This is a genomic window from Bacillus sp. SRI_025, from assembly GCF_057592095.1.
Genome location: NZ_JBYEGB010000002.1, coordinates 410,091 through 431,976, shown reverse-complemented (window position 1 = coordinate 431,976; position 21,886 = coordinate 410,091). Strand labels below are relative to the sequence as shown.

At 41.2% G+C, this 21,886-nt stretch carries 27 protein-coding genes; 5 read left to right on the top strand and 22 right to left on the bottom strand.

Features of this window, described 5'->3' with window-relative positions; all coding sequences use genetic code 11:
• Nucleotides 1–6: 6 nt before the first annotated feature.
• From AC20OE_RS07100 to AC20OE_RS07070, 7 genes are all read right to left on the bottom strand, one after another.
• Nucleotides 7–423, bottom strand: coding sequence for a hypothetical protein (locus AC20OE_RS07100; protein WP_487268768.1), 417 nt, complete (start codon nt 421–423; stop codon nt 7–9).
• Between the two features lie 35 nt (nt 424–458).
• Entirely contained in the window at nt 459–884 is a 426-nt protein-coding gene (locus AC20OE_RS07095; protein ID WP_099663465.1) for an NUDIX hydrolase, read from the bottom strand.
• Between the two features lie 280 nt (nt 885–1,164).
• Nucleotides 1,165–1,356, bottom strand: coding sequence for a hypothetical protein (locus AC20OE_RS07090; protein WP_039180094.1), 192 nt, complete (start codon nt 1,354–1,356; stop codon nt 1,165–1,167).
• 104 nt (nt 1,357–1,460) lie between these two features.
• Nucleotides 1,461–2,864, bottom strand: a complete 1,404-nt coding sequence (locus AC20OE_RS07085) for a polysaccharide deacetylase family protein (RefSeq protein WP_099663466.1) — start codon at nt 2,862–2,864, stop codon at nt 1,461–1,463.
• 155 nt (nt 2,865–3,019) lie between these two features.
• The gene (locus AC20OE_RS07080; protein WP_212044122.1) at nt 3,020–3,574 is read right to left on the bottom strand and encodes a delta-aminolevulinic acid dehydratase; all 555 of its coding nucleotides are present in this window, start codon (nt 3,572–3,574) and stop codon (nt 3,020–3,022) included.
• A 16-nt stretch (nt 3,575–3,590) separates the two neighbouring features.
• Nucleotides 3,591–4,157 (bottom strand): GNAT family N-acetyltransferase, encoded by a 567-nt coding sequence (locus tag AC20OE_RS07075; protein WP_249115472.1) that lies wholly within the window; start codon nt 4,155–4,157, stop codon nt 3,591–3,593.
• Between the two features lie 50 nt (nt 4,158–4,207).
• Nucleotides 4,208–4,486: a spore coat protein gene (locus AC20OE_RS07070; RefSeq protein WP_039180101.1), complete on the bottom strand. Its 279-nt coding sequence runs from the start codon at nt 4,484–4,486 to the stop codon at nt 4,208–4,210.
• Between the two features lie 250 nt (nt 4,487–4,736).
• Between AC20OE_RS07070 and AC20OE_RS07065 the strand changes: the two genes are divergently transcribed.
• Entirely contained in the window at nt 4,737–4,949 is a 213-nt protein-coding gene (locus AC20OE_RS07065; RefSeq protein ID WP_039180104.1) for a hypothetical protein, read from the top strand.
• 41 nt (nt 4,950–4,990) lie between these two features.
• Here the strand turns inward: AC20OE_RS07065 and AC20OE_RS07060 are convergent, their stop codons facing one another.
• From AC20OE_RS07060 to AC20OE_RS07045, 4 genes are all read right to left on the bottom strand, one after another.
• Nucleotides 4,991–6,331, bottom strand: coding sequence for a sugar porter family MFS transporter (locus AC20OE_RS07060; RefSeq protein ID WP_034280034.1), 1,341 nt, complete (start codon nt 6,329–6,331; stop codon nt 4,991–4,993).
• Between the two features lie 84 nt (nt 6,332–6,415).
• Nucleotides 6,416–7,837 carry an L-arabinose isomerase gene (gene araA / locus AC20OE_RS07055; protein WP_487268767.1) on the bottom strand — a complete coding sequence of 474 codons (1,422 nt, stop codon included), beginning with the start codon at nt 7,835–7,837 and terminating at the stop codon, nt 6,416–6,418.
• A 17-nt stretch (nt 7,838–7,854) separates the two neighbouring features.
• Nucleotides 7,855–8,559, bottom strand: a complete 705-nt coding sequence (locus AC20OE_RS07050) for an L-ribulose-5-phosphate 4-epimerase (protein ID WP_487268766.1) — start codon at nt 8,557–8,559, stop codon at nt 7,855–7,857.
• Nucleotides 8,553–10,178 carry a xylulokinase gene (locus AC20OE_RS07045; protein ID WP_372556047.1) on the bottom strand — a complete coding sequence of 542 codons (1,626 nt, stop codon included), beginning with the start codon at nt 10,176–10,178 and terminating at the stop codon, nt 8,553–8,555. Before AC20OE_RS07045 ends, AC20OE_RS07050 begins: the two co-directional genes overlap by 7 nt.
• A 272-nt stretch (nt 10,179–10,450) precedes the next feature.
• On the opposite strand from AC20OE_RS07045, the gene AC20OE_RS07040 reads away from it, so the two are divergent.
• Nucleotides 10,451–11,539, top strand: coding sequence for a GntR family transcriptional regulator (locus tag AC20OE_RS07040; protein WP_144490347.1), 1,089 nt, complete (start codon nt 10,451–10,453; stop codon nt 11,537–11,539).
• A gap of 149 nt (nt 11,540–11,688) precedes the next feature.
• Here AC20OE_RS07040 and AC20OE_RS07035 read toward each other — a convergent pair whose 3' ends face one another.
• The 11 genes from AC20OE_RS07035 to AC20OE_RS06985 form a co-directional block, all read right to left on the bottom strand.
• A complete protein-coding gene (locus tag AC20OE_RS07035; RefSeq protein ID WP_212044113.1) occupies nt 11,689–12,414 on the bottom strand; it encodes a DsbA family oxidoreductase in 726 nt (241 codons plus the stop codon).
• 139 nt (nt 12,415–12,553) lie between these two features.
• On the bottom strand, nt 12,554–13,111 hold the full coding sequence (hxlB, locus tag AC20OE_RS07030) for a 6-phospho-3-hexuloisomerase (protein ID WP_144494463.1): 558 nt from the start codon (nt 13,109–13,111) through the stop codon (nt 12,554–12,556).
• Nucleotides 13,108–13,740: a 3-hexulose-6-phosphate synthase gene (gene hxlA, locus AC20OE_RS07025; protein WP_039180128.1), complete on the bottom strand. Its 633-nt coding sequence runs from the start codon at nt 13,738–13,740 to the stop codon at nt 13,108–13,110. The genes hxlB and hxlA overlap by 4 nt, the downstream gene beginning before the upstream one ends.
• 239 nt (nt 13,741–13,979) lie before the next feature.
• The gene (gene hxlR / locus AC20OE_RS07020; RefSeq protein WP_012010675.1) at nt 13,980–14,336 is read right to left on the bottom strand and encodes a transcriptional activator HxlR; all 357 of its coding nucleotides are present in this window, start codon (nt 14,334–14,336) and stop codon (nt 13,980–13,982) included.
• 75 nt (nt 14,337–14,411) lie between these two features.
• On the bottom strand, nt 14,412–15,281 hold the full coding sequence (locus AC20OE_RS07015; RefSeq protein ID WP_212044112.1) for an alpha/beta hydrolase: 870 nt from the start codon (nt 15,279–15,281) through the stop codon (nt 14,412–14,414).
• Between the two features lie 247 nt (nt 15,282–15,528).
• On the bottom strand, nt 15,529–15,876 hold the full coding sequence (locus tag AC20OE_RS07010; protein WP_212044111.1) for a YxiJ family protein: 348 nt from the start codon (nt 15,874–15,876) through the stop codon (nt 15,529–15,531).
• 66 nt (nt 15,877–15,942) lie between these two features.
• Nucleotides 15,943–16,338, bottom strand: coding sequence for a hypothetical protein (locus AC20OE_RS07005; RefSeq protein WP_394722126.1), 396 nt, complete (start codon nt 16,336–16,338; stop codon nt 15,943–15,945).
• Between the two features lie 48 nt (nt 16,339–16,386).
• Nucleotides 16,387–16,551, bottom strand: coding sequence for a hypothetical protein (locus AC20OE_RS07000; RefSeq protein ID WP_394722128.1), 165 nt, complete (start codon nt 16,549–16,551; stop codon nt 16,387–16,389).
• Nucleotides 16,552–16,622: 71 nt separating this feature from the next.
• Nucleotides 16,623–17,237 (bottom strand): hypothetical protein, encoded by a 615-nt coding sequence (locus AC20OE_RS06995; RefSeq protein ID WP_144494467.1) that lies wholly within the window; start codon nt 17,235–17,237, stop codon nt 16,623–16,625.
• Nucleotides 17,238–17,338: 101 nt separating this feature from the next.
• Entirely contained in the window at nt 17,339–18,148 is an 810-nt protein-coding gene (blaBPU, locus tag AC20OE_RS06990) for a BPU family class D beta-lactamase (protein ID WP_487268813.1), read from the bottom strand.
• A gap of 104 nt (nt 18,149–18,252) precedes the next feature.
• On the bottom strand, nt 18,253–19,416 hold the full coding sequence (locus tag AC20OE_RS06985; RefSeq protein WP_039180198.1) for an acyl-CoA dehydrogenase family protein: 1,164 nt from the start codon (nt 19,414–19,416) through the stop codon (nt 18,253–18,255).
• Between the two features lie 144 nt (nt 19,417–19,560).
• On the opposite strand from AC20OE_RS06985, the gene AC20OE_RS06980 reads away from it, so the two are divergent.
• The 3 genes from AC20OE_RS06980 to AC20OE_RS06970 are packed head-to-tail and all read left to right on the top strand — an operon-like array spanning nt 19,561 to nt 21,877.
• A complete protein-coding gene (locus AC20OE_RS06980) occupies nt 19,561–20,325 on the top strand; it encodes an amino acid ABC transporter ATP-binding protein (RefSeq protein ID WP_047201961.1) in 765 nt (254 codons plus the stop codon).
• A complete protein-coding gene (locus tag AC20OE_RS06975) occupies nt 20,322–21,182 on the top strand; it encodes an amino acid ABC transporter substrate-binding protein (RefSeq protein WP_039180202.1) in 861 nt (286 codons plus the stop codon). Before AC20OE_RS06980 ends, AC20OE_RS06975 begins: the two co-directional genes overlap by 4 nt.
• Nucleotides 21,179–21,877: an amino acid ABC transporter permease gene (locus tag AC20OE_RS06970; protein ID WP_041086347.1), complete on the top strand. Its 699-nt coding sequence runs from the start codon at nt 21,179–21,181 to the stop codon at nt 21,875–21,877. The genes AC20OE_RS06975 and AC20OE_RS06970 overlap by 4 nt, the downstream gene beginning before the upstream one ends.
• Nucleotides 21,878–21,886: the final 9 nt, after the last annotated feature.

Below are 21,886 nucleotides of genomic sequence, written 5' to 3'. Positions count from 1 at the left end.
ACTCCCCTAACTTTTCACATTATGCTGAAAATCAATATTCCTCAACTCAACCCAATCAACAAAGTCAGGTACCTTTTTTGTCGTCAAAAAATGTTGAACGATTTGATACGCCTGATTGCGGTCGACATAGCTACACGATGGCACATACAATGGTGATCCAGCGACCAAATGCTTGATCGTTTCGATCTTTTCTACCTTTTGAAAAGGGACTAAAAAATCTGGATATCTGATGATAAAGAATCCATACGGTTCAGTATAAAAGAAAACTAGACTTTCGCATTCCCAATCTTCCTCTATCTCAATGGAAGATTCCCCGTTTCCTTGTTTCCAATACTCTTCACCCTCCTGAAAGAAGATCTTTTTCATGAATTCTTCTCCCGGATTTTCTACTGGAGCTCCTATGGGTCCGTAGTATAAAAACATCAATATCGCTCCTTTATGCCTATATCAATTTGGATTTAACCAATTGTTCTATTTCCCTCAAAATCATAAAAAGCTTGCGTTTGTTGGTTTAATTTTAGCATGTGATATAGCTTTGGGTTTAGCTTTTGAAAGGTTTGAGTGCTGACCCATTTTACTTCTTCAATATCATGATCCGGATCTAGAATGTTCATCTCTCCCCCGATCATTTCCGCAAAGAACGTAATGATCAGCGCATGATGCTTTTTATCTTGAAAGAATGCTTCTCGAACCGAATGAAGTTCATTTACTTTGACAACATACCCTGTCTCTTCTTTCACTTCGCGGATGACAGCCTGCTGCAGGTGTTCACCTTTTTCCACAGCACCGCCCGGAAATTCCCAATATCCCTTTACATTCTTGACCGTTAATATATTTTCTTCCTCGTCATAAATAATAGCTGAAACCACGTCTACTCGTTTCAAATGAATCCCCCTTAACAATCCATTCACACCAATTGTCGAATAGATGGCACGAACTGTTCATTTTATACATTCTTATTGTACCGTATCCTTCATATCGATTGGAGGTCATAGCTTGTGGATGATCATTATTTTACTTATTGTCCTCATACGATTTACGGGGAATTTCGTTTCTCTTTTGAGACAAATCAAAGCACCAAACGGGAAAATCATCAAACTGTTAGAACATAAAAAAATAAAACCTCACGCAACTAGCAGGAGGTTTTTTTCCATAGGAGGAATCTTACCGTTTTTCCTCAAACAACATATATCTAATTCGCCGAATATAATGGAGCGCAATATGACCGAGACATAAAATGAGCCCAATCATCGCAAGAATATAGATGGGCAGCATCAAACCAGGTACATAGTTTATAACAAATCCCAAACTAAACACTGTCAGCATATATATGCTGATCAACCTCATCAACACCATTCGAAGCCCTCCCTTTCTATAACTTTAACATATTTTCCCTTTATCTTCATAATATGCTTTAAAAAAGATGCGAATCCATTAAGACTCGCATCTTTTTAACGTATTCAATTCACCTTTTTCGCCCGGGCTTCCTTCCACTGCTCAAGCTCCGATACTGTTAGTAACTGATATCCTTGTTTGGTCAATTCCTTGATGATCGTGACAGCTGCGTTGGCAGAGGTGTCATAGATGTCGTGCATTAAGACGGTTTCTCCGCTAGACGCATGTGAAAGAATGTAGTTTGCGACGTATTGGCTGTTGCGATATTTCCAGTCTTCAGGATCAACGTCCCAAAGCGTGACTTTCATGTTGACAGCTTCGTTGATCTGTCCGTTTGTTCCACCATATGGCGGTCTAAAGTGAGTCGGTGTGAATCCGCCTGCTTTTTCAATAATTTGCTGCGTATCTTCTACTTGTTTGATGGCTTGTTTTAATGGCAGTCTTGTGAGTAAAGGGTGGTTATAGGAATGATTTCCGATTTCATTTCCACCTTTTCTAATTTCACCTAGCATATCGGGATAATATTGAACCCTGCTGCCTAATACAAAAAATGTCGCGTGTCCTTTGTTTTCTTTTAAAGCTGTTAAGATTTTTGAAGTCGTTGATGGATTTGGTCCATCATCAAATGTAAGGGCAATGGCTTTTTGATGTGGGTTAAATATTCGCTGTTTAGGCAGTTTTACAATCTTTCTTTTTGCGATCGGTTCTTTTTTCTCGTTTTTGTTCTTTTCTTTATTGATGTATTCTGGCTTTAACATTCCTTTAAGCAGTGTTTTCTTAATCGCCAGCACTTGAGGACCTTTCTTGTCTGGTGCAATTTGCCCCGCTGGGAAGTAGAATTCAATAAAACGATCTTTGATGGCAAAATACTGATAATGCTCTGCCTCAGGAGATGTTCCTTGTTTAAGCAAATGCTTATTTTCAGCAAGAGAGCGATCTTTTTTTAACTCCTCAAATGTCATTTGAGAAAGTTTTTTCAGACTTTCTTTCTTTGATAAAAATAGATCATCTATCGATAAAAAATGCTGTTTCTTGAAATCAAAATTGAATATCTTCGTTTCATGTGTGCCTTTTACTCCGCCTTTCAATTCATATGTATTGAATTTGATTGCAGCAGTTTGTTTGGCATAATGAGTAATCTCGTAATCTATGTTTAATTCGTATCGATGATCTTCATCGACATCACTTGCTTCACTAAATGATGTTTTGAATTTATCGAGCGCTGTTTCTGCAAATCTTTTCATCTCTTGATCTAGCTTTTTTTGATGAAACACAGGATAGTTCACAGCATATCTCAAGTATCTCCCGTCATTCACGAGGGTCACAATTTCAACTTCTTTATAGCTCGCATCTGGTGCTACCTTCTTCTTCTCTGTCCCGCTTGCCTGCTGATTATGATAAAACGCGGCGATTCCTATGATCATCGCAAGTCCGCATAGGACGAGACTGACTTTCCATTTAATTGACACAATGATTCTCCTCTCGTGATGCCGTCATACCTGAATGACGTGTTTGTAGGATAGACTTTGCATGCCCCCTTTTTAGTTTGCAAATCACACAATTGTCACATTTTCGACACATTTTTAGAGAGGAATAAAAAAGGACTGATTTCTCAGTCCTTTGATTACTTTTGCATATATAGTTGAAATAATTTCGTTTCTTCATCAATGGAACGCGCTCGATCAAATGCCGCTCTGACCGTCTTTGTATTGTTCATGAGCTCGTACATCATGGTCAGCACAAAGATAAAAGCTGCATTCCCATCTATGTAATCGTCCGGCGCCGAATAAGATGTAGATCCTGCCTCTAAAAAAGCATCTGCTAGATTTTTCTCTCCTAGTGTGCAGCCTGTAGAGATAACATGAACTCCTTCTAAGGAAGCATACCGCTTGATTTCATCCGCTCCAAAAGCAGTATCCCTAGGCTCTTCATCTTCGTATACATCTTCCCCTAATTCAGGCATGATAAATGCTCCTTCTTCACCATGAAACGATAAAAGAAGGTAATCTATTTCTCCTCTATTTCTACCAGATAACACATGAATCAGGTCATTTGGTCTTCCGATCCAATGCATATCGACTTTCGCGCCGAAGTTTTCAAGTGCTGCACGCAGTGCAAAAGATTCCAACTCACTATTGGGTCCTGCTGCTAACGTAATGCGCATGGCCTGTTGATTCACTTCTATCTCCTCCAGTCTATGATAAAAATAAAACCATTTTTTCCTCATCTGCATATGTATCAGCCCATTTTAACGCTTTTTCTTCAACAGCGTACGACTCAAACCCAACGGAGCGATAGAGGCGCTTTGCTGAATGATTAGTTGTCACCACTGATAAATACACTTGCTCGATGTCTTGCTGTTCTTGCGCGAAGGAAAGAGCTTTCGTCATCAAGGTCTTGCCTGCTCCCATTCCGCGGACATTAGCTGTTACATACATCGCAGTCAGATTCGCTCGGTGCTTTAACTTCTGCAAGGTTTCTTGGATAAGGGTGACTGCCCCCACAAGCTGCCCTTGATGAAAAGCGCCGAATGTCCACATAGATTGCGCCGAAGCAAAACGCGCTTTATATTTGTCCTTTGTATTGAATTGCTCTTCCTCATAGCTCATCGCAAAACCCTCTGGATTTAATTGCAGTGCTTCTAGTCTGAGTGCTGTATATTCTTCAGCATCATCTGTTGTTAACAATCGAATATTCAGAAAATCACCTCCAAAAGAATGATGGATACTTCCAATTTTATCTTGAAAAGAACTTTGGATCAAAATTTTATTCCTGAATATAAAAAGGCATCCTCTAAAAGGATGCCCCTTCACTACCACTTACAGCGCTTCACCGGACGGCAGCAAGGGTTTTTGATATCACTGCCGCAATCGTATTCTTCTACAATATACTCGTTGTGAGTCGATTCAGTGACCGGATAGTAGTTTTCTATTCTTTTAATGTTTTTATTGACGTTTGTGATATGCGTTGGATGAATTTTTCTGATCGTTTGTTCATTCGTTCTTGTGTTGACAATTTGACGTGTGGGGAAAACAACCGTTTCTTCTCTGCGAGGTCCAAAGAAGAAATCATCTAATCGATTTCGGCTCATCTTAACACCCCTTCAAGTTGTCTTTCACTTACACTCTATCGTATGTTAGAGTTACCTTTCGTGATTAGATGCATGTCTATTTTTAAAGAAATCCACTTTCTATCTAGTTTTCTTTTTATTTACAAAAGGACAATTTTAACATATTATACAAATGATATATTGAGAAGATAGGACATCCATGAAAACAACACATAAGCTCTTTTTATTCACTGTATTTTCTCTACACATCATCAAATAAGAGGTGCACGATATGATTAACACGACACAGCCATTCGAACGAAACAAGCTAGACATTGCACTAGAACTAACTCAATTACATCTGAATCAATATCAAACCAATCATCCTGATCAGCTGAGTGAAATTTACGCGAAATATTATGCACTGATTGAAGTGCTGGATTTGTCTTCCTACGATCAATTAATTGATTTACTGCCAGATGAGCTTAAACAGACGCTTGAGTAAAAAAACCATCTATCCCGTGTGGGTAGATGGTTTTCTTAAATTTATACACGTGCAGCCATATCGGTTTCGATTTGCTCTAAGCTTCTTCCCTTTGTCTCGACTAGCACAAATCGGGTGAATAATAGTCCGATTAAGCAGATGACGCCAAATGAGGAGAAAATAACCCCAAAGCTGAATTGATCTGCCAGGATAGGGAAAACGAGTCCAACTGCTAACGATCCGGTCCAGTTAAAGGCAGAAGAGATACCTGCTCCGATGCCTCTGACAGATAGCGGGAAGATTTCGCCAATGATGATCCAAGTGATCGGTGCCCACGAGAAGGCATAGCACAAAATAAAGCAGCAAAGTGAAATCAATGTCACCCAGTTTAAAATTCCTTCACTGACGCCAAGTGCACCTAATGCGGCTGGGGCAAAGAAAGAAAGAGCCATGCCCGATCCCCCTACAGTGAGAATCGTTCGGCGGTCAAAGCGGTCAACAAATTGTAAAAAGATCACGGTCGTGACGACAAAAATGACACCGACAATGACTGTAAAACCTGCGGCGACCTGCGGCGCAAGGCCTACATTCCGAGCGATACTCGTTGCATAATAGACAATGGAGTTCGCGCCTTGAATTTGTTGAAGGGTCGCCATTCCAACCCCAATGAAAAGAGCCATTCTGAATTTCTTTTGAAACAATTCACGAATACCCGAGCGTTCTTCTTTGGCGACTTCTAAGATTTCCTGCATTTCTGATTCGATTTCCTCACGGGAAGAACGCAGTGATCCTAATACCTCTCGTGCTTTATGAGCCATTCCGTGTTTAATCAAATATCTCGGAGATTCAGGAAGCTTCAGCATGCCAATATAAAGCACGATCGCAAATAAAGCAGCACTTCCCAGCATCCAGCGCCAGCTGTCTGGGATGGGTTCAAACACAAACGCGACAATATAGCTGAGCAATAGTCCAGTTACAATCATGAGCTGATTGAGTCCAGATAATTTCCCGCGGATTTTAGCAGGAGCGATTTCAGACATGTAAGCCGGAACCAATGATGAGGCTGTTCCTACTGCTGTCCCTAAAAAGATCCGAGCGATGGTAAGTGAAATCTCTTCTGGTGCGACAGCTGATCCGATAGCCCCGACAAAAAAGATAACGGATGAGACCAAAATGAGTTTTCTGCGGCCAAATTTATCCCCTAAGAGACCGCTTAAGATGGAGCCAATGATGGCCCCGCCCATTAATGAAGAGACAACAATTCCAAGCCATAATGGGCTGAGCTGAAATTCTTCCTGAATATGTCCTTCCGCCCCTGCAATAATACCAATATCATACCCAAATAAGATGCCTGCAAAGGACCCGAAAAAGAAGATAAATTTGCTTGACACTTTTTTCTCCAAGTGGATAACCCCCTCACTTAATTAACCGCTTTCATTTCTCCCTGTGCTTCCACTGTAAACAGTAGAAGACCTTTCACCCTTCTTCTATAAAACCACATATTCTGCATTGACAAGCTTTGCAAATTGAACAATTTGATCAACCGTTAAATTGAGAGACACGACTGTATGATGGCCTCCCCCTTGCTTAATCCATGCTTTGACGCCATCCTGAAAATTCGGTTTGATTTTCCACAATACACGCGCAACTGGTAAATGAGGTGCCGCTTCCTCCGGCTCAAAGGCTTCGACTTCTTGTATCAGCCATTTGAAATGTGTTCCAAAATCCGCTATGGAAACAACAACACCTTCGCCTGCTTTTCCATCAAATACAAGACGTGCTGGATCTTCCCGGTTTCCGATCCCAAGTGGAGACACGACAATGACAGGTTTTGTATGGGCGAGCGCTGGATCTACTTCCAGCATATGAGATTGCAGCACCGCTTCCTGTCCAGACGTCATTTCATATGTGTAGTCCTCCATAAAACCAGTAGATTGATGATGGCTCATCACCTTTAATAAGCGGGATAGTGCAGCCGTTTTCCAATCGCCTTCCCCAGCAAAGCCGTATCCCTTTGCCATCAGCCGCTGTACCGCAAGTCCAGGCAGCTGCTTCATCCCATGTAAATCTTCAAAGTTTGTTGTAAAGGCATGATAGCCGCCTTCATCTAAGAAACGTTTGATGGCGATTTCATATCGCGCTTGCACCTTGACACTTTTTTCCCATTCGTCAACTGAATACGTTCCATAATTCACATCATATTGCGTTAAATACTCAGCAAATAATGCATCTACCTCTTCTTCCTCTACTGCATTTACATATTCGACGAGATCGCCTATTCCAAAGTAATCAACGGTCCATCCTAATTGAATCTGCGCTTCGATTTTATCGCCTTCTGTCACGGCCACATGCCGCATGTTGTCACCAAACCGGGCTACTTTGATGTGAAAGCTCTCATGATAGGCAGCCGCAACGTCCATCCAATCAGCAATTTGCTGCTGCACATCCGGCTTAGACCAATGACCGGTTACAATTTGGTTTTGTTTATTTAAGCGGGCATTGATATAGCCATATTCTCTATCTCCATGTGCGGATTGATGAAGATTCATATAGTCCATGTCGATCGTGTCCCACGGAATCTTTTCATAATATTGTGTGACAAGATGCAAAAGAGGCTTTTGCAAAAGATTGGTCCCACGTATCCACATTTTCGCCGGTGAAAATGTATGCATCCACGTCATCACACCAATGACTTCATCGCGATAATTGACCTCTTTCATAAGCTTTGTGATTTGATCGGCGCTGACAGCCAGTTCCTGCAAGATTACGGGATAAGGAAGTAAACCGCTTTCATTTAAGGCATCTGTCATCTTTTGTGCATTTGCTTTTACTTTCTGCAGTGCTTCATCACCATATAAATGCTGTGACCCAACGATAAACCAAAATTCTTTTTTCTGACTTGTTAACATAGATATCCCTCTTTTCTTTATCTTGAAGGTTTTTGTCCGTAATACGCATGCTTTCCATGTTTTCTTAAGTAATGTTTATCTAAAATTCGCTGCGGCAATGGCTCCGCAAATTCGTTCAATTGCTTGGCAAAAAGGTTCATTTTGGCCACTTCATCTAAAATCACACTGTTTGTGACCGCACTTTTTGCATCCTTCCCCCATGTAAACGGACCATGCCCTTGAAGCAATACACCGGGTACTGCCATGACATCTAGGTTTCTTTTCTCAAACGTTTTGATGATCAGCCGGCCGGTCTCTACCTCATAACCGCGATTGACTTCTTCTTCTGTCAGAAAACGAGCGCACGGAACGGCGCCGTAAAATGTATCGGCATGTGTTGTGCCCATTGCTGGTAAATCAAGACCTGCCTGCGCCCAAACGGTTGCCCACATAGAATGGCTATGTGAAATGCCCCCTATTTCCTCAAAGTGTTTGTAAAGAACCGCATGTGTAGCTGTATCTGACGAAGGACTGAATTCTCCTTCCACCACTTCACCGTCAAAGTTCACCACGACCATATCTTTTGCTGATAGTTTGTCATACGCTATGCCGCTCGGCTTAATCACAAACAAACCACTGTCACGATCACATGCACTGACATTGCCCCATGTAAATTTCACAAGTCCGTATTTTGGCAAATCTAAATTTGCTTGATACACTTCTTCTTTTAAGCGATCTAGCATACCGTCGTCACTCCTTTCTTTGGCATCAGATGCGCTACTGCCGCTTCTTCAATCGGAAGCCCCTTTTGATAGCGCTTTAAAAATTCGTCAAAGCCTTTGACATCGAGTGGATCGGGCTCCATGAGCTCTTCTGATGTATGGGCAAATACCCGGTGGGTAAGAAATTCAGCCAATGTTTGCTGATGATGATGGACCATATATGAAGCAAGAACCGCCATCCCAAACGCACCACCTTCTCCCGCTGTTGAAACGACTGATACAGGTGTATTCAGTGCTGCGGCAACCATTTTTTGTCCAACGAGCGGTGTTTTAAATAATCCCCCATGCCCTAGTAAGCGGTCAATCACTACATGTTCCTGTTCCTTTAACCGGTCCATGCCTATTTTCATAGCGCCAAAAGCGGAGAACAAATGAGTGCGCATGAAATTAGCGAGGTTAAAGCGGCTTTCAGGAGACCTGACAAAAAGAGGTCTTCCTTCTGGCAGTCTCGTAATATTTTCACCAGAGTAATAGCCATAGCTTAAGAGTCCGCCGCCATCTCGATCTGCTTCTAAAGCTTGCTGCAATAGGGATTCGTATAACCTTTCTGACTCCACTTGCATGCCTAGTGCTTCAAATGCCTCTCTGAATATATTCACCCAAGCGTTTAGGTCACTTGTACAGTTATTCGCATGAACCATGGCAACTGGCAGTCCATCCGGCGTCGTGACAAGATCCACTTCTGGATAGACACCTTTTAGATCCTGCTCTAGCACAATCATGGCAAAAACAGATGTCCCAACAGAAATATTCCCGGTGCGCCTTTCTACACTGTTTGTCGCCACCATTCCCGTTCCAGCGTCACCTTCCGGCGGGCAAAATGGAATGCCTGGCTGCAAATGTTTTCCCTGATCCAAAATGGCTGCTCCTGCTGTAGTTAACACGCCAGCCTCTTCGCCTGCTAAATAGACACGCGGCAGAAGGTGACGAAGCTTCCACGGATAGCCTTTTTCTGCAATCAATGCTTCAAATTGCTGGAGCATTTCTTCATTGTAGTCCTTCGTTTCGTCATCAATTGGAAACATCCCTGATGCATCGCCAATACCAATGGCCTGCTTTCCGGTTAACAGCCAGTGAATATATCCAGACAAAGTGGTCATATATTCTAATCGGGATAGATGTTTTTCCTCTTCTAATACCGCTTGATACAAATGGGCAATACTCCATCTTTCTGGAATATGAAATTGAAATACATCTGTCAGCTTTTGACTCGCCTCGATGGTCGTTGCATTTCGCCATGTTCGGAACGGAACGAGAACCTCTCCTGTATGATCACATGCCACATAACCATGCATCATCGCTGATACCCCCATTGAGCCAATGGTTTGAATGGTCACACCATACTTTTGCTCGGCCTGTTCTTTCATCTCTCGATAGGCCACTTGCAGACCTGTAATGATATCAATTAAGTTGTACGTCCAAATGCCATCCTGGAGAAAACTTTCCCATTCATATGCACCTTGTGCAATTGGCTGAAATTCCTCATCTATTAAAATCGCTTTAATTCGTGTTGAACCAAATTCAATGCCTAAAGATGTCCGTCCTTCTTTCAAGGCTTTGGCCGTCTCTTTATGATTCAATCTACGTTCACCCCCATTTTGATAGCGGTTTCAATTTTGTTTTTCTAGATTCATTGATTCTCTGGTACAATCACAATATAATATTTGTACGTACATATGTCAATAATAAATATAGTTGTACATACACAATGTGACAAAAACCTGCATTTTTTCTGGAGGGGTCATGACAGAAAAGGAAAGCGCCTGTTTTTGATTCGACAACCATGTTAAAATATGTCCATACAATTTCTTCTCAATCCGAGTAGATGATCAACTGAGAAAGAAGTGAAACGATGAAAAAGAAGTACCAGATCATTATTGATGATATAAAAAGCAAAATACTCACAGGGGATTATCGGATCGGGGAGCGCATTCCAACCGAATCAAGCCTGCAAGACATGTATCAAGTAAGCAGACATACAGTTCGAAAAGCCATTTTGGAATTGTCCAGCGAAGGATTTTTGCGCAGCGAAAAAGGTTCAGGCACATTTGTGACCAATCAATATCAAACAAAACCTGCGGGACATGCACATATGAAAACGATTGGGGTCATTACAACATACATATCCGATTACATTTTCCCTTCCATCATTCGAGGCATTGAAAGCCGATTAAACGAAGAGAACTATTCCTTGTTACTGGCAAGCACAAATAACGATGTTGAGCAGGAGAAAAAAGCGCTGGAAATGATGCTATCTTTTGGGGTGGACGGACTTATTGTCGAGCCGACGAAAAGCAATTTATATAATCCAAACATTTCGTACTACTTATCCTTTAAAGAACAGGATGTACCGCTCATTATGATCAATGCCTATTATGAGCAGCTAGAGGTTCCTTTTCTCTGTTTAGATGATGTGAAGTCCAGCTATTTAGCCACAAAAGAGCTGATCACCTCGGGCCATCAGCAAATTGGACTTATTTCAAAAACAGATGATTTACAGGGAAAATATCGGATGAAGGGCTATATTCAAGCGCTAGGTGAAGCGAAGCTTAATTTCCTGCCTGAGCATGTGCTCTTTTTCGATACAGAATCAAAGCAGCATTTGGGAGAGCAAATTCACACATTTCTGATGTCGCACAGACATGAATTGACCGCCCTTGTTTGCTATAACGATGAGGTGAGTTTAGAAGTAGCCAATGTATGCAGCGAAATCGGGCTGTCCATTCCAGATGATCTCTCGATTATTGGACAGGATAATTCGTATATTGCCCAGAAAAATGCCCATGTGAAGCTGACAACACTGACCCATCCACAGGAGCAAATGGGCCGTGATGCAGCAGACTGGATGATTAAAAAAGTACAAGGGAAAAAGAATCTCCCTGATCAAACGTTTTACGAGCCTGAATTGGTTCCAGGTGAAACGATCAAACGAATAAAATGAGCCCTTGCCGCAGGTGGCTCATTTTATTTTAGATTCCAGCATAAGGCGTGAATGGTTCGGCTCCCTGAAATGAAAGACATGTGTTTCCCCTCATTCATCATGAATCAATAAAAAATCCCCATCTTATAAAAAGATAGGGAACATATCTATTACGCCTCTTCTTTAGGGGAAGGCACCGCACATACGCCATCTGCACATGCTGCTTCAAACGCATTGTCAGCAGCTTTCTCAGCTTGAGCTGCTTCCTCTTTCCAAGCTGTTTCAAGTGCACGCAGGAACGTATCGGCTGGCTGTGCACCTGCAACTGAATACTTGTCATTGATCATGAAAAACGGAACAGCATTGATACCAAGCTGTCTCGCTTCTTGTTCGTCTTTTCGGACATGATCGGCAAATGCTTCGCCGCCCAAAACTTGCTGTACTTCCTTCTCATCAAGACCTGCTTTTTCTGCAATGTCTAAAAGAGTTTGACGGTCACCAACATGCTTTCCATCTGTAAAATACGCTTGAAACAGCTCTCCCATGACGAAATCGCCTTTCCCCTTTTGACCAGCATATTGCGCCAATCGATGAGCATCAAAAGTGTTTGTCAACACGAGCGGATCGAATTGAAAATCGATTCCTTTCTCTTTACCAGCCTGCTTCACCTGCTCATTCATCGCCATGGCCTGGCTGCGGCTCATGCCATATTTTTTGACAAGCATATCGTGAACGTCATGATCGACATCAACAGGTGCATGTGGATCAAGCTCAAAGCTTTTAAACTCTATCTCTACCTGTTCCTTCTCTGGAAATTGTTCTAGCGCTGTTTCCAGCTGTTTTTTTCCTATATAACAAAAAGGACAGGCGATATCTGACCAAATTTGTACTTTCATGTTCATCTTCCTTCCGTGCTGCACTTTTTCTTTAACGATGTAACAATTATAGTTACATCAAATAGATGATGTCAAGATTCTGATCTTGATTTAAATGAAAAAGCCTCTCCTTTTAAGAAAGGAAAGGCTTTGAAAATACCTATTCTAAATTTGCATGGTGACCGTACATTTTATGTGTGTCGAGCTCTTTTATTTCCATTAACCTTAAAATGACCGCATCGTATGTCAGAAGAAGCGATTGCTCAAATAGTGAGCCCATTGGCTGAATGGTATGATGGTTTCCTTCCTGTTGATCCTTCGGTGCACCTGACAATAAGATGACTTCATCCGATAGATCAGCTAAAGGTGACTCAGCAGAAAGCGTGAATGCTGCCACTTTTCCGCCAATTGCTTTTGCCTTTTTTGCAAGGACGAGTAAAGACTCTGTACGGCCAGAGCCGCTCCCGACAATCAAAAGATCCTCTTCTGTAAAAGAAGGCGTATTCGTTTCTCCAATTACATATGCCTTGACGCCAATATGCGTAAGTCTCATCGCAAACGATTTTCCCATCAAGCCGGATCTGCCTGCACCTGTCACAAAAACTTTTTGTGCAGATAAAATACTTGTGATCAGGCGCTCTGCTTGTTCGTCTTGAATGGCAGACGAATGATCAGAAAGCTCATTTAAAATGGCTTTCACATAGTCGCTGGTCTTCATGATTGTGCGATCAGCTGTTTCATTTGTGCAGCCACTTCTGCTTTATTATCCTGGCTTGCAATACCGCCGCCAACAATAATTAAATCAGGGTTTAATTTCACGACTTCAGGTAACGTATCAAGCTTAATTCCACCTGCAATCGCTGTTTTCGCTTGCTTGACAACTTCTTTAATCGTCATAAGATCAGCAAATGAATTTTGACCAACCGCTTGCAGGTCATAGCCTGTATGCACACAAATATAATCGACTCCAAGCGCATCCAGCTCTTTTGCACGGCCTGCGATATCTTTGATGCCAATCATATCAACTAAAATTTGTTTTCCTCTTGCTTTCGCTTCTTTCACCGCTCCTTGAATAGACATATCTTCTGCCGCTGCAAGAATGGTGACGATATCTGCTCCAGCTTCAGATGCCTGCTGCACTTCATAGCCGGCAGCATCCATAATTTTCAAATCAGCGAGTACACGTAAATTCGGAAAAGCCTGCTTGACTTCTTTTACAGCACGAAGCCCTTCGTTAATCACAACAGGTGTCCCAATTTCGACCACATCAATGGATGCTTCTACTTCTTTGATCAGCTCAATTGCCTCTGGTATATTCACTAAATCTAATGCTAATTGTAATTTCATCAACTTTCACTCCCGTTTTTCATCTCATCTTCAAGAGCTCCGCGGATGATGCATCTTGAACGATGAAATGAGTATAACAACAGGAATGACGCAATGTAAGTACGCACTTTTTTTTTACATACTATACTTTTCCGCATATGGTTACAAAAAAGATACTGTCTTTTGGGCAGTATCTCAGGGTAAAGACAAAGGGCTAAAATAAAGTTATTTTAGCCCTTTGTCTACAATCGGTAGTCTTTCTATTTATCATCTTTTAAGAAATTGCTGTCGAGATACTGTTTTCCCCAATCATACATCGCCTCTAAAATCGGCATTAAGCTTTCTCCTAATTCTGTGAGAGAATACTCAACCTTTGGCGGGACGACAGGATAAACCTCCCGGTGCACAATGTGATCTTCCTCTAATTCTCTTAGCTGATTGACAAGCATTCTTTGCGTAATCCCAGGCATTAACGACTTTAACTCACCAAAACGTTTTGTCCCTTCTCTGCCAAGGTGCCATAAAATCAACATTTTCCACTTACCGCCGATAATATTCAGCGTCAGCTCTTTTTCGCAGTTGAATACTTTATTTTCCATTCGTGATGACAACGACATACACTCCTTTAATAACAAACCACTTAGGTTTTATCATAACTGCAACAAAATGGATTGCCTAGCATATGGTCTTCGTTATTGATTTTGTTTTTTGACAAAAGCCATCACAGCCTCCGTCATTTTTTGTGCTTCTTTTGGCGCTCTGTCTGATCCAAACCATTTATTCAGGTCACTGTGGCTCAGCGTATGCACCCGAAAAACAAACCGAGAGCCTTTGTCATGATTCAGTTTTTCTGCAAATCTGTACACCTCAGGATTTTCCCAGCCCGTGACCAAATAGACAGGTGGTAAATTCTTTTGATTCATATAAGTGACAGGTGATGCCTTTGTCCAATTCTCCACTTGTTTGCCAAAGACTTTTTTGTACGATGGGATGGCTTGTATAAATTGATTAATGTTTAACGGCCCATCTAAAATCACGATGGAATTGATCGTTGTTGGCGACAGCCCCACACGTTTTAAGTAGGTCGAATCTGTGGCAACGAGCGCCGTCAAATGACCGCCCGCTGAGTGACCCATGACATTGATTTTTGATGAATCAATTTGATATTCATCCGCATGATCCTTCACCCATTTAATGGCGTTTGCCGTATCATCTGCCATCTGCTCATAGTTGGCATTAGGGTGAAGCCTGTAATTCATCGAAACAAACACATATCCTTGACCTGTAAAATAATCAGCCTTTGAAGCGACTCTATTCTTATCGCCGCCTGTCCAGCCGCCGCCATGGAGATAGATCATGACTGGATGCTTCTTCTTTTTGTCTTCATCTTTGCCCTTCGGCATATACATATCGAGGGTTTGCTGTTTATTTTGTGTGTCTGCATAATGGATGTTTGTCGTCGGCTTAGGCTGATTGAAACGGAACACAAAGAATGCGCAAACCAATAAGCCTGCGATGACCGCCGCAAATAAGAGCCATTTCAAGATTCGATTCAATGTCATTGCACCTTTCTATGTTGGGATGGGGAAACATGAGTAGCAGATATGTAGATAAACTAGCACCATTCAATTCGATACTAGATTCATATGGGATGTGCAAGAGCAAAACAATTGATCAAGTCGTCATATTCATTATACTCTTTTAAGTAGTGGAATTCATTGATTTGCTTTAGATGACTGATATCGAAATCAGGGATTTGCTTCTGATTTTTCCATCTAAAAACCTTGTCATTGTTTGTCCTCCAAGAGGTTATTGTATAAATGCAATGATTCGTTTTCTTGTTTCTTCATGGTATTGAACGTAGGAATGCAATAAAGGATACGATTCAAGGATATGTTGAAACGATTTGATTTGAGGGAATTGCTCTTCAAATGACTGACGCAGCACGTTTAACTGTTTTTTGGGTATTCGTTTATGATCGATCACATAACTTAAGCTGCCTGCAACAAGTGAAAAAAATAAATAAAAATCATCTGAGGGCATACCAGTTTCTTCTTCAAAAGAGACGATATCATCTGGATAAGCGGAATCTAACAAGTATTGATAGCGCTGCTTCAAATCATTGATTAAGCCTTGTTTATCTTGGCTCGTGTTCATGGATCCACTACACCTTTCTCTCAATGCTTTTAAGTAGGTTAAAATTTAAGCAGATTATAGTTCTTATTATTCAATATTTGTGTAATTTTGAATGAATTCATTTTTAAAATCTTCTGGAAGTTTCTGATTTTGAAATACAACAGAAATCCAACCTAATACAATCTCATCTAAAGTTCTCCACGTTTTCAGCAATTGTTTATTCATATGTTCTAATTGATGAGTCGCTAATACTCCTATCTCATAACCTCTTTCACCATAAATGATCCATTTTGCAGAAGGGGAAACCCATATCACACGTGAAGCAATATTCATCATGCTATCGTTTACACTATGTATCGGGTAATCCGTTAAGATATCAAGGTAATCACTTGGTGTGATATTTAACGGGATTTTCACGCAAGGATAATAACCAAAATCACGATAATAATTATCCATAGTCTTCTGCTCATCTAACACAGCCATTAGTATATATTCATCTCTATGGTTCAAAGCTAAATCTTTTAGTGTCTCCTAGCTACCGTCTGATAACAACCAATGGAATTCTTCGAATAAATAATGAGGGGTTTTTGTTTTCAACACTTGATCAGGGAATGTCTTCGTACTGTTAACGAGCGAATTAACAAACGATAGAACATGTTCAAGTTCTTTTGGATCGGATATAAACAAATTTTTCACTTTATGCTCCTTTCATATCTTCGGATAAGGCTATTATCAGTCATTGATTCTCCATTCCACCGGTTGGAGCATTATGCATAACTAGAAAGCATTTGAGTGAAATAGTCATCGAATGTTTTTTGATCCTTCAATAATATTTGTAGCCAATTTGCTAAAACAGGGTGATCCAGTGGCTTCCATCCTTCTTCTAATAACATATCTTTTGCAGAATCTTTTGTTGATACCATCCCTATGATACAAATTTCCATATCTCTATCTGCCCAAATCGCCCACTGCAAAGAATGAGATAACCAGACAACTATATTCGAATTCGTGATTATATTATCCGCTATGGAACCTTTTGGGTGCATCCATAGTGCATTTACATAATCCTCACCTGAAATGTTCACACTCGCTTTCAGCCAATTGTAATAACCAAACTCCTTCAAATAGTAATCAACTGGATCTGGCTTAAGGACTGCGGTCAAAAATTCTCCATCATGTGTTAAATTGGATAACTCCTTGATTGTAGGTAAAATATTATCACTTAATGCCCAATCAAACTCTTGAAATAAAAAACAATCAAAATTCTTACGGAAGACATGTTGTGGAAGACCTTTATTTTGATCAAATACATGATCTACTAAATTCTGATAGAACTTGAATTCTTTTTCTGAACGAATAAATAAGTGCTCAGGCTGGTTCAAGGAAAAGCCCCCTTCTCATGTGATGTCACTATTATTTTCTAAAAATAACCCATATATCATCATCTTATCAAAATATCCCCTTTTATATATAAAAAAGCATCCTAAACGGATGCTTCAATCAAATGATATTTTTTCAAAATACGATAGGTGATTTCTTTTGCTTCTAGTCCGGTGCCTTCGATATTTGTGGCGAAGATGTAGGTTTTGTTTTCATGTTTGATGAAGCCTACGTACCAGCCGATGCCTGAGCCGGAGCCTGTTTTTCCGTATAGGGTGGCATGTTTCTCTTCTTTTTGGATCATCATTCGTTTGACCGTTCTCATGACAGATAGGTCAAATGGGAGACTTTCTTCATATAGCTGTTTGAGGTAATGGACTTGTTCTATTGGAGAAATGCGCAACGAACTACTTAACCAAAATTGATCGATTCCACCAGATATGTCTTCATTGCCATAGTGAATGGCTTTCACCCAATAGCTCATGCGTTCTTCCCCTATGTCACGCGCCATGGCTTGATAGTACCAGACGACTGAATCTCTCATGCCAGAGCCCAGTGTATGATCCTTATTCCAGTTATCAATTTCTCTTTTTACTCCGTCCCAATATTTGATGTCATATTCATCTCTCACCGCGCCTGTTTGGAGGCCGATGAGGGCATTTGCCACTTTAAATGTTGATTGTGGGGCAAAGCGCTGATTCGCTCTTTTTTTGTTATACACCCATGGCGATTTTTCTTTTACTTCTTGGATCACAAATGTACCTTCCCTGTCTTTCAAGAATTCATCTACTGACCATGCTGGTGATGTTCCCTCACTTGAAGACGGCTGACCGATACAAAGCGCCATTAGCATAATAGAGGAAACCAGCCATTTCATATGCTTTTTCTTCAAAAAAATCGCTCCTTTTCCCATGATTTGTATCGATTGTAGCATGCCTGAGCGATGAGACATAAGGTACGCTTGTCCTCTTTTCTGCCAAATAAAAAAAGCCGGTTTCATCCGGCTTTCTGATCATATTAGCTTTCTTTTTTCTCTTCAATGGCCTGCTTTGCGATTTTTGAAATCGTCATATCATCCATTGGCGGGTTATGGAGCCCAGCCCGAATATCTCGATAGTAACGCTGCAGCGGACAGCCAAGACTCAAGCTTTTTGCACCGACTAAACGCATGGCTTTATCAACCACCTGCAGACTATGATTGACGACTGTATGCTTCACTGCACCGAATTCATTGATTAACAGCTCTCTTTTCTCAGGCTGCTCATACAATGTTGTCGTTGAATAGATGACGTGTCGTGCTTGCTTTAGTAGTAAATCAATTTCGCCAATCAGTGTTTGGACATTTGGCAGGTCACTAATCGTTCCGCTAATACTGTTCGGTGAATGGGTAATGGCATACTGAACAGCATAATCTCTTGCCGCTTGCGCAATCCCTAAATAGCAGGAAGGAATATGTGCGATCCAAGGGTTTAATGTACCGCCTCGAGGTCCTTTTTGCACTTCAACAAGCATGTCATCTGGGACTTCCACTTGGTCTAGGATTAAATCATGGCTTTCTGTTCCTCTCATGCCGACAACATCCCATGTTTCTTCTATAGAAACACCTTCCGTATCACGGTGAATTAAGAAGAATCCCATCGCTTCTTTTTCTTCAATCCATACGCCGACTAAAAAGTATGTGAGAGCTGGTGACATCGTTGTGAAAATTTTACGTCCATTGATCACCCAGCGATCACCTGATTTAATCGCTGTTGTTCCAGGCTTGCCGCCTCTTGTTGGGCTGCCTGTCTGCGCCTCACTCACAGCGCGGTTGACAAGGGCGCCCTTCTTCACTTCTTCCGCAAAGAATTGCAGCTGTTTCTCATTCCATAGTTTCTTTTCATAAATTTCACCTACAACTCCTTGGTGCCAGCCGATCGATAAGGCAGTTGCTCCGTCCATGCTCCCAAGCGTTTCTTGAAATAGAACCATATCTGTTACAGATTGACCTCCGCCTCCATATTCAGCGGGGAGAGACAGGGTTGTATATCCCATGTTTACTAATGATTCGATATTCTTTTTAGGAAAATAAGCGCCTTCATCATGTTTTTTTGCGTTTTGTTCGATCGTTTCACGAAGAGATTCCAGCTGATTGAGCCATGTTTTTTGAAAATCGGTATCGACAAATAATGCTTTAGACAAAATGTATCCAACTCCTCTGTTTCTCACAATCTATGATATCTCATTTTTCCAATTGGAATGAATAAAACACACTTTACTTATAGGATTTAATGTGTTAAATTTTATCAATATTAAGTACATCTGTCAAAGGAACGTGATGCTTTTATGATCTCAGCTACTAATCTACATAAATCTTATGGGCAGACCCATGTGTTAAAAGGCATTGATTTCTCCGTACAAGAAGGTGAAGTGGTCGCAATTATTGGACCGAGCGGATCAGGAAAAACAACACTTCTCCGCAGTTTAAACAGCCTCGACATTCCAGACAAAGGAGAGCTGACTGTTGGAGAAGCCACGATTCAATTTGAACGATATCATAAAAAAGATCTTTTAAAACTAAGGCAGCAATCTTCCATGGTATTTCAGCATTATCACTTGTTTCAAAATAAACGGGCACTTGAAAATATTACAGAGGGATTGATTGTGTCTCAAAACATGTCTAAGAAAGAAGCAGAAAAGGTTGGAGAGCAATTTTTAACGCGGATTGGACTGCTTCATAAAAAGGATGCATTTCCGAGTGAACTATCTGGCGGGCAGCAGCAGCGGATTGGAATTGCCCGCGCTCTTGCGATGAATCCTGCGGTGCTTCTGTTTGATGAACCAACGTCCGCACTGGACCCAGAGATGGTTGGAGAAATCCTTGAAATGATCAAGGATATTGCAAGCCAAGGGATGACGATGGTCATTGTGACGCATGAAATTTCCTTTGCAAAGGACGTAGCGGATACGGTGATCTTTATGGCAGATGGGGAAATTGTTGAAAAAGGCTCACCAGAAGATGTTCTGATGAAGCCTCAGCATGAACGAACGAAACAATTTTTATCCAGAATTCATCGCGGAATGTGGCAAGGATCGGAGGAAGACATATGAAGCAAAAGACAGCATTCATGACATCTGGTGTCCTTCTGTTTCTCCTCTCTTTGATTGGCTGCAGCAGTGTAAAAACAACAACAGATGATGGGAAACAAATTGTGAAAGTCGCACTGAGTGCAGAGGTCAATCCACCCTTTTTAGCGACAAATGACCGAAACGAACCGATTGGCTATAACATTGATTATTTAAATGAAGTGGAAAAAAGACTTCCGCACATCCATTTTGATTACATCTTTGGCGAAGAAGAATCCAATCTTATTGGTGTTGGCGCTGGGAAGTTTGAAATGGCGGCTAATTGGTTTTTCAGTAACCCTGAACGCGAAAAGCGGTTTCTTTATCCTAAGGTTCCGTACGGCTATTCGATGACAGGTTTAATTGTGAATGAATCAAACCAGGATATTCAATCGCTTGACGATATGACATCTAAAAAGCTCGCTCCAGTCAGTCCTAGCGGCGGATTGCGTTCCATATTAAATCAATATAATGAAGAACATGATCCAGATATTCCGCTGACAACCATTGAAAGCCCTTCAAATGAACTCAACTTAAAGCGCGTTGAAAGCGGACGGTCTGATGCTGCGTTTATGAATATTTCAACCTTTGATACCATTCAAAAGCATCTGAACCTGAAGGTCAAAGTGGGCGGGATCGTGTCAAAGGAGCCGATCTATCTTGTCTTACAGCCAAGTCAAAAACAGCTTGCAGCAGATTTGGACCGGGTTACACAAGAGATGATTGATGATGGAACATTGCCTAAGCTTGCGAAAAAGTGGTTTGGGGTTGATTTCTTTCAAGATATTGACTACATCTCAGAGCAAGGCTATCAATATGAAGAAAGGAAGGAAGCGTCATGACGTTTACAGCTGGAGATTGGCTGCGGATCTTTTTACAGGTGCTTGAACGCCTGCCACTCACTTTTCTCATTATTGTAGTGTCATTGTTTTTCGCTATCATCATAGGGCTCCTATTTGCATGCATTCGTATTAAGCAAATCCCAGTGCTGAAGCAATTGGCTGTTGTCTATTTATCTTTTACACGAAGTACGCCATTAATTGTTCAGTTATTCTTAATTTATTTTGGACTGCCTCAGCTTTTACTTGTGGCAGGAATTCAAATCAACCATTGGGATCGTGTGTTATTTGTGATGATGACGTTCTCTTTACATACGGGCGCTTATTTATCTGAAGTTTTTCGCAGTGCGTATTCATCAGTTGGAAAAGATCAACTGGAAGCCGCCTACATTGTTGGGATGACAGATACACAGGCCTTGATCAGGATCATTATCCCGCAGGCCTTTCTCATTGCCCTGCCAAACCTCGGAAATTACACCATTGATCTTGTGAAAGACACGGCGATTGCCTTTACGATCGGGCTCATCGATATTATGGGACAGGTGAAGATCATCTTAGGAAATAACTATGGAATCGGCATGTTTGAAGTGTATGTAATCATTGCGATTGTGTACTGGCTCATTTGTATGAGCATTGAACTAGTCACCATGCTGCTTGAAAAGAAATTTGTAAAAGGCCGCACCAGCCTGTCACGTTAAGGAGGCGAT